The organism is Actinomycetota bacterium, assembly GCA_035540895.1.
In the GTDB taxonomy this organism is placed as follows: Bacteria; Actinomycetota; JAICYB01; order JAICYB01; family JAICYB01; genus DATLFR01.
The window spans coordinates 1-8,114 of record DATLFR010000196.1; the positions used below are offsets into that span (position 1 = coordinate 1).

Annotated in this window: 6 protein-coding genes; all 6 read right to left on the reverse strand. The window is 70.0% G+C overall.

The genetic code is table 11. From position 1 onward, the window contains the following. A partial coding sequence (locus VM840_11165; protein HVL82135.1) for a hypothetical protein occupies window positions 1-280 on the reverse strand: 280 nt, incomplete at its 3' end. Between the two features lie 92 nt (window positions 281-372). Beyond that, on the reverse strand, window positions 373-909 hold the full coding sequence (locus VM840_11170; protein HVL82136.1) for a hypothetical protein: 537 nt from the start codon (window positions 907-909) through the stop codon (window positions 373-375). Beyond that, the gene (locus tag VM840_11175) at window positions 909-1,652 is read right to left on the reverse strand and encodes an ABC transporter ATP-binding protein (protein ID HVL82137.1); all 744 of its coding nucleotides are present in this window, start codon (window positions 1,650-1,652) and stop codon (window positions 909-911) included. Before VM840_11175 ends, VM840_11170 begins: the two co-directional genes overlap by 1 nt. Continuing rightward, window positions 1,649-4,636, reverse strand: a complete 2,988-nt coding sequence (locus VM840_11180) for an ATP-binding cassette domain-containing protein (protein HVL82138.1) — start codon at window positions 4,634-4,636, stop codon at window positions 1,649-1,651. Before VM840_11180 ends, VM840_11175 begins: the two co-directional genes overlap by 4 nt. Beyond that, window positions 4,636-6,120 (reverse strand): ABC transporter substrate-binding protein, encoded by a 1,485-nt coding sequence (locus tag VM840_11185; GenBank protein HVL82139.1) that lies wholly within the window; start codon window positions 6,118-6,120, stop codon window positions 4,636-4,638. The genes VM840_11180 and VM840_11185 overlap by 1 nt, the downstream gene beginning before the upstream one ends. 20 nt (window positions 6,121-6,140) lie before the next feature. Beyond that, on the reverse strand, window positions 6,141-8,114 hold a 1,974-nt coding region (locus VM840_11190; protein HVL82140.1), incomplete at its 5' end, for a hypothetical protein.

Below are 8,114 nucleotides of genomic sequence, written 5' to 3' on the forward strand. Positions count from 1 at the left end.
CGTTGAATCCGACCTGGAAGCGGCTCCCGTCCGGCGCGTCGAGGTGGGTGAGCATGGCCACGGCGAGGAACGTCGCCTGCTGCGGTACGTCCCCGCCGAAGAACGTGTCCACGGAGACCAGGTTCTCGACCCCTGAGGCGGTGACCTCGTAGTCGCCGGTGACCTCGACGTCCAGGGGGCCGCATTCCCATCGTTGGTCGCCGCCGCGGACGCTGTGGGGCGTGAAGTTGAGCTCTTCCCGCTCGATCCCGGCGAACCTCTCCCGGCACCCGTCGGACAACCCCCCGCCCTCGGGCTCCGGGTCGGCGCAGCCACCCAGCGCCACGAGGAGGGCGAGCAGCGCCGTGACGCCGCGGGATCGCAGCCGCTCGGTCAGCAGGCCTCCGCGACCATGAAGGGCACCTCTGCCGCGGCCTCGCCCACGCCGGAGCGGCCGGCGGCGACCTTCAGGAACGCCGGGCCGCGAGGCGTCTCGGGGCGCAGGATCCATGTCCACTCGTACCGTCCACGGGGGTCGGAGTACGCGGGGGCCCCGGGCATGTCGGGCTCCGCGTAGCTCGCGTACTCGGTCGCGATCCCGATGATCACGTTGGGCTCTGTCTCGATAACCGCTCGCATCCTCGTCCCAGGCGTGCCGCACCGGGGCACGACGGCCACATCGAGGCGCATGGTGTTCGTCGGGTACGTCGTGGGGGCCCGCTGGCCGGGGAAGGGCTCCAGGGCGTCCTGGCCGATGAGGTCGCGCACGGGCTCCCGATCGGCGACGGGCGCCGGGGCCGCGCCGGAGGGGGCGGCCTCCGACGCCGATGAGGTCGCGGCGGGACGCAACCCCGCGCCGGTGACCTCACCATCCGGCGTCCCGCAGCCCAACGCGGCCAGAGCCGCCACGACGGCGAGCAGCCGGCGCATCAACGTCCTCCGGCCGAGGCCGCCGCCTCGGACTCCCCGAGGTAGGCGGCGATGACCTCCGGGTCGTCGAGTAGGTCCCGCGAGCTGCCCTGCAGGACGACCTCTCCCTTCGCGAGCACGTAGGCGCGGTGGCTGTTCTCCAGGGCCATGTGCACGAACTGCTCGACGATCAGCAGCGCGGTGCCCTCGGCGTTCACCTTCCGCAGGATCTCGAAGAGCTGCTGGACGATGAGGGGTGCCAGCCCCAGCGAGAGCTCGTCGACGACGAGCAGCTTGGGGCGGCACATGAGGGCCCGGGCGACCCCGAGCATCTGCTGCTCGCCGCCCGACATCGTCCCGGCCGCCTGCTGCCGCCGCTCGGCGAGCTTGGGGAAGAAGGTGAATGCCCGCTCGAGCCCGTCCTTGTAGCCGTTCGGGTCCTTGCGCTTCGTCCAGTAGCCGAAGCGCAGGTTCTCCTCCACGGTGAGCGTCGGGAAGAGGTCACGCCCCTCGGGGAGGTGTGCGAGGCCGCGGCCGATCACCTCGTAGGCGGGGAGACCTCCTATCTGCTCGTCACAGAACAGGATCTCGCCCGCACTGGGCTTGATCAGCCCGGAGACGGTGCGCAGCGTGGTGGTCTTCCCGGCGCCGTTGGAGCCGAGGATCGAGACGATCTCCCCCTCGTTCACCTCGAGCGAGACGCCGCGCAGGGCCTGGACGGCACCGTAGTGCACGTCGAGGTCGCGCACGGACAGCAGGCTCACGACCCCACCCCGACCATCTCCTCAACGGGCTTGCCCAGGTAGGCGGCGATCACCTGCGGGTCGCGCTTCACGACGTCCGGCACCCCCTGGGCGATCATCCGCCCACGGTCGAGCACGTACATGTAGTCGCTGACCGAGGTCACCATCTTCACGTCGTGCTCGATCAACAGGAGCGTCATGCCCTCCTCGTCGCGCAGCCGTCGCAGCACCTCGGTCAGCCCCTCGGTCTCCGTGCCGTCGAGTCCGGACGCGGGCTCGTCGAGCATGATGAACCGGAACCCGGTCACGAGGGCTCGCGCCACCTCCACGATGCGAAGCACCCCGAACGGGAGGTCCCCCACGCGCCGGTCGGCTACCTCGGTCAGGTCGAGCCGTTCGACGACCTCGCTCACGCGCTGCCGGGCCTCGCGCTCGGCCTGGATCGACGGGTGGCTCACGACCACGTGGGAGGCCCACCCGGTCCGGTTCTGTAGGTGGGTCGCAACGAGCAGGTTGTCGAAGACGGACAGCTGAGGGAAGAGCTGGATGGCCTGGAAGGTGCGGGCGATCCCCATCGCCGCCCGCTCGTGCACGGGTAGCTCGCTCACGTCGGTGCCGTGCAGCCAGATCCGCCCGGCCGTCGGAACGACCAGCCCGGCCACCGAGTTGAACGTCACCGACTTGCCCGCGCCGTTCGGACCGATCAACCCGACGATCTCCCCCTCGCGCACCTCGAGCGAGACGTCGTCGACGGCGGTGAGGCCCCCGAACCTGACCGTGACCTCGTCCGCTCGCAGGACGACGGGGGCATCCCGCCGTCCCTCGATGCGCTCGGGCTCCAGGTGCACCAGGGAGGGGCTCCCGTTGCCGTTCGTCACGGCGCGGGAGACGCGCGGTACGAAACGGACGAGCGAAGCGAATGGCCCGGGCCGCCCCGGCTCTTCGCCCCCCTCGACCTCCACGGACCCCACCCCCGCGGCGGCCGCGGCCGGCACGGGGGGTTCTATCCCCCATCTGCTCAGCCGTATCCGCCATCGGTCGCGCATGAACCCGGCCAGCCAGGCCACGTCGTCGAGGACCTGGTCGGTCGCGCGGTCCACGAGCCGCAGGACGGCGGTGGCCCGGGCGCTCTCGCAGACCAGCCGCACGAGCCGGCGCCCGGCGGCCGCGAGACCGCCCTGGTAGACGAGCAGGACGACGGCGAGCAGCAGGGCGGACGTGACCTCGAGCAGCCCGCTCAGCGCCTGGATCCGGAAGAACAGGTAATCCAGCGATGCGAACACGAGAGCCGAGGCGACCGCGCCCCCGAGGCTGGCCAATCCACCCACCACGGCGATCGAGAGCAGTAGCAGGGACACGTTGATGAAGAACTGGTCGGGAACGATAGCTCGGGCGTCGACGATGACCAGGTTCCCCGCGGTGGCCGCCATCGCCCCGGACAGGCTGAACGCGAGAGCCTTGTAGCGCACCACGTTGATCCCGAGCGACGCGGCGGCCATCTCCGACCCCTGGACCGCGAAGAAGGCTCGTCCCGTCTTCGAGTTGCGGAGGTTGGACGCCGCGTAGAGGGTGGCGATGGCCACGGCCCAGGCGACGAAGTAGAAGACGCGCCGGTCGGAGAAGTCGAAGTACGGGAAGGTGCCCGGTCGTCCGATGGGACGCGCGTCGATCGAGCCGTGCTTCGTGAACCACGGCTGACGGAAGAGGAACTCGCTCGCCGTCCAGGAGAAGATCAGCGTGGCCACGGCGAGGTACAGTCCGCGTACGCGCACCGCGACCGCCCCGAGACCGAGCGCGATGACCGCCCCGGACAGAGCGGCGAGCGGGAGGTTGAGCGGGAAGGGGATGCCGAAACCCTGTGCGAACCACCCGGTGGCGTAGGCTCCCACGCCGACGAAAGCCGCGTGTCCGAGCGAGATCTGGCCCACCCAGCCCGTCAGCATCACGAGCGAGGCGGCCACTATCGCGAAGATCGCACCCCTGTTCGTGGACCCGAGCAGCGCGTAGCTGAGCTTGAAGGGCGCGGCGACGAACAGGAACACCCCGATCACCGCGAGGACACGTCGTCCGGGGAGGTCTGCGAGGGTCGGGCCGGTGTCGTTGCCCCGCGCGATCGCACCTGCGCCCCGCACGTCCTCGCCGCCCACGATGCTGCGGCCGCGGTAGGCCATCGCGGCGATGGCGATCACGGCCAGCAGGAGCTGAGGCGCCCCCTGGAGCTGCCCCACCGCCCCCGCGATCGGGACGAGGCCGAGCACGATGCCGACGACCGCCGCGCCTCCGACGGCGCCCGGCAGGCTGGCCATCCCGGCGATCAGCGCGGCGACGAACCCGAAGAGCGCCTGGAACGACAGGACGTACGGATGGAGGTTGGTCGTGTTGGAGGCGAGGAGGATCCCGGACAACCCGGCCAGGCCCCCTCCGATGATCCACGCCAGCGCGGTGACGCGGTCCGGGTTCACCCCCATGAGCGCAGCGGCCCGGCGGTTCTCCGCCGTCCCGCGCATGACGAGCCCGATATCGGTCCGGGTGAACAATACGAAGAGCGCGCCGGTGACGACGAGCATGACGGCGAACAGACCGAACTCCCCGTAGTTGATCGAGGACTGTCCGACGCTCACGAAACCATCGGGGAACATGCGAACGGACGGGAGGCCGGTCGTCCCCCAGATCTTGGCGGCGGCCGCGACCAGCAGACCGAGCGCGGCCACCGTCCCGACCGTCTGGGCAGTCGTCGACTGGGCCCTGAGGCGCCGGATGAAGACCTTCTCGACGCCGTACCCGAGCAGCCCCCCGGACGCTACCCCGAGCACGAACGCGACCGCCGCAGGGACCCGCAGCTGCGTGTTCAGCGTGTAGACCACGTAGGCCGGGATCATCGCCATCGCCCCGTGGGCCAGGTTCAGCACCCGGGACGCGCGGTAGATCATGACGATCCCCACGGCGAGGATCGCGTAAGCCCCGATGTTGCCCAGGGACAGCAGTACCGCCGTGAGGACCTGCATCAGTTGCCCAGCGCCGGGTCGGCTATGAACCCCGTCTGCTCGTCACGGAACCCCGCGAACGACCCCTGCGCGACCACGATCGAGAAGGCCTGGGCCCGGATGTTGGCGTGGTGGTTGCCCGGCTTCCACGCGAGCTGTGAGGAGATCCCCGCCGGGTAGTCCATCGAATCGAGGGCCTGCTTCAGGCGCTCCCGGGTCAGCTGAGGACCCACCTTCTTGAGGGCTTCGACGAATACCGTCATCCCCAGGTACGACCCCTGCAGGAACTGGTTCGTGACGTCGACCGTCGGGGAGACGCTCTTCACGTCCTGCACGTAGGCCGCGATAGCGGGCGTCGAGGCGAGGTTGCCGACCGGAGGGTTGTAGCCGGTCCAGACGAGCATCCCGGCGCACGGCTTGCCGCAGTTGGACGCGAACCGCTCGTTGAAGAGGGTCTGGGAGCCGGACGTGATCATCGTCCCGAACTGAGGACGCCCGGCGATCCACGTCTCGGCCGTCGAGGGTTCGAGGAGGAGGGCGACCATGTCGCACTCCCCGTTACAAGCGCTGTTGAACGACTGGATATCGGAGCTGTAGGACGCCTGCCCGGGGAGGATGCCGGTGTAGGCCTTGATCTGGGCTCCCGGCTGCTTCTCCAGGTAGTCCTTGAACGCCTCGGCCCCCTCCCGTCCGAACTTGTAGAACTTGTCGTAGACGATCCCGAACCGACGGGCGCCCTTCTCGTATCCGTGACGGGCCATCACCCGCATCGTCGAGATCGTCGCGGTCGCGACGGGCCACACGTAGGGGTCGCGGTACTGCTGGATGAGCATCCCGTCCGTCCCGACCACGGGGATCTTCGCGTTGGAGATGTCCTTCGACTCGATGGCCGCGGTCAGCCCCTCCGACGACGGGGTGACCGGCAGTGCGAAGGTCCCCTCGTTGATGAAGTTGCGGATGAACGTGAGCCCGCGGGGGGCCTCCCACCCGTCGTCGACGAGCTTCAGGTCGAGGAGGCGCCCGCACACCCCGCCCTGCGAGTTGACCTTGCGGACGACGGCCTGCATCCCAACCGGAGACTGCCCGAGGAACGATGCGCCGATCCCGGACTGCACCACGGTCGCAGCCAGCTTGATCTTGTCCTTGCTCACGCCCGTGTCGGTGGCGCCGCCGTTGCGCTCCCGGTCGCAGGACAGCCCGGCCGGCTGGGTCAGCTGACCCCCCGGACCGGCCGGTCCGGCGACCCCGCCGGCCTCGGCTCCCGCCCCCGCGGCCGCGTCCGGACCCGCTCCCTCCACTCCACCCTCGACGCCCTCGCCCAACGTCGTGCCGGCGCCTGGGCCAGTTCCCGACGCAAGTGCCCCGGCGTCCGGGGCGGCCCGGTCGTAGACGACCACGCTCCCGAGGAGTCCGGCCAGCGCGAGGTACAAGAGCGGCTGGTGCCTGCCGGTAAGGTACGAACCGATCAGCACCCCTATCGCTATCCCTGCGAACAGAAGGATCATCGTCTCTCCATGTGGTTCGGTCAGCCGATACCGGTGAGCCACAAGCGGCGGCGCAGACCGAGGTAGACGGGCGCCGCCAGCAGCATCCACATCAACGTCGCGAGCGCCGCCTCGCGCGGGTTGCGCAGCAGGAAGCCGACGCCGTACGCGAACCGCTTGAGCGCCTCGACTATCGCGTTGCCGAGCTCGGCCGCGGCGGGCGCGGGAGGCGCGCCCACGGGGGGAAGGGGTCCGTACGAGATCTCGGACAACAGCTCCGGGAGGGCCACCTCGGGGAAGTCACCGGCGGCGGCGACGTCGAAGTCGTCTATGCCGAGGGCATCGAGGAGGTAGATGCCGAAGGTGGCCGAGGCGTCCGCACCAGCTATCTGGTAGATCTGACGCCCGCGTCCCAGGGTCGGGTCGTCGTTGTACAGGGTGATCTCCATGGCCGGCACCTGCGTCGAGGCGTCGTTGTTGATCGCCCGGGATGACACCTCCTGGCCGCGGTCCTTCTGGACGGAGGCGAGGTAGCCTCCCGGCGTGCCCCGGCTGAGGCCGGGGTCGGGGTTGGGGAAGGTGACGCGGCCCCGGCCCGACAGCGCCCGGTTCAGCTGGGTCTCGACGGGGTCCTTGCCCAGCTGCCCTTCGACGGTCGGCGTCAACGCGTTCTCCTGGATGACGCACGCGTCCTCGGACACCCCCTGGCTCGGCACCTCGATGCCGCAGAGCACCCGCTTGAACGACGTGCCCGCCGTGCCCGGTCTGCCCCCCGCGAATGCCTCGGCGATGACGCCCGCGGCCTCGATCCGGAAGACCCCCTCGACGTCGATGCCTCTCACCCAGGACTCACTTCGGATGACCAGGCCGCGCTTGGGCTCGCGGCGCAGGAGGACCTGTGAGGCGGTCTCGGCCACCGCTACACCCCCGAGGACCAGGTTGGTGCTCCGCCCGCTCGCGAGCACCTGCGCGGGGTCGCCGCTCTGCTGGCAGCTGACCGAGGCCTCGTACCCGGCGAGGTTCTCGGTGTCGGTGCGCTCCTGTCCGTCGTTGGAACACTCCGCGGGCCGTGTGGGCCACGGACGGCCCGCCACCTCGTCGAGATCGTTGGACCCGTCCCCGTCGCGGTCGACGTCCGGACGCGGCCAGAACGGCTTCAGCGGGTCGGCGCCCCCAGGCTGTTGCGGCCGGGGCCAGCATCTAGACACGGCTTCGGCCAGGTCCGTCTTCGTGCCGGGGTCGGCGTCCATAGACGCCGCCGTGGCTCCCGCTAGATTGTTCGACAGCGCCGCCTGCTTCACGTAGCCGAACACGATCTCTCGGTCGTTGCGTGAACAGGGTGAGCCGAGCGCCGCCGGACCGAACCTGCCGGGCCTGATGGCCCCGATACTGGGTCCGCCGGGCGGCGCCGCTTCAGCGCCACCGACCAGCAGCGACCGGAGCCCGTAGCCATGGCCGGTCCCGGTGAAGTTGCTACCGACGGCCCCCGCGCCCTCGACCGCGTCGGTCGTGAAGCGGTCCTGGTCCGCTAATGGCGGATCCTCCGACACCTCGACGGTGTCATGGTAGACGGTGAACTCTGATTCATTTCCTCGCCGGACGAACACGCGTGTGGGCCGCTCATCTTCACCGCTATCGGCCACGATCCGGAGCAGACCGCTCCCCGCGTATTCCTCAAACGCGAGCGCCTGAGGAACGGGCGACCGGCGCGCGTCCGTAACGAGGAGGCCACCCGCGTTCTCCTGGCGTCCGCTCCGTGTCGGTGGCGCTAGCGTGTACAGACGCCCCGTCGTGCCGTCCAGGCCGGACACAGTGCCGGTGGGGGCAAGCGTGGTGCCCACGACCCCGACGTAGGCGGAGGTAGACCCGTCGAACACCCACCAGGACTCCCCCTCCTCGTTGAGCACCCGGAGGAGCATCCTGTCGGCCTCGGGGTCGGAGAACGTGTCTATGACGCTGAGCGGACCCGGGAAGACCTCCTCGACCACGGGTCTGCCACCGTCACCGGTCAGGAG

Bases quoted from the DNA above. Each gene is read 5' to 3' on its own strand.
- VM840_11180 (HVL82138.1), bottom strand. From the start codon at position 4,636: ATGCAGGTCCTCACGGCGGTACTGCTGTCCCTGGGCAACATCGGGGCT.
- VM840_11185 (HVL82139.1), bottom strand. From the start codon at position 6,120: ATGATCCTTCTGTTCGCAGGGATAGCGATAGGGGTGCTGATCGGTTCG.
- VM840_11170 (HVL82136.1), bottom strand. From the start codon at position 909: ATGCGCCGGCTGCTCGCCGTCGTGGCGGCTCTGGCCGCGTTGGGCTGC.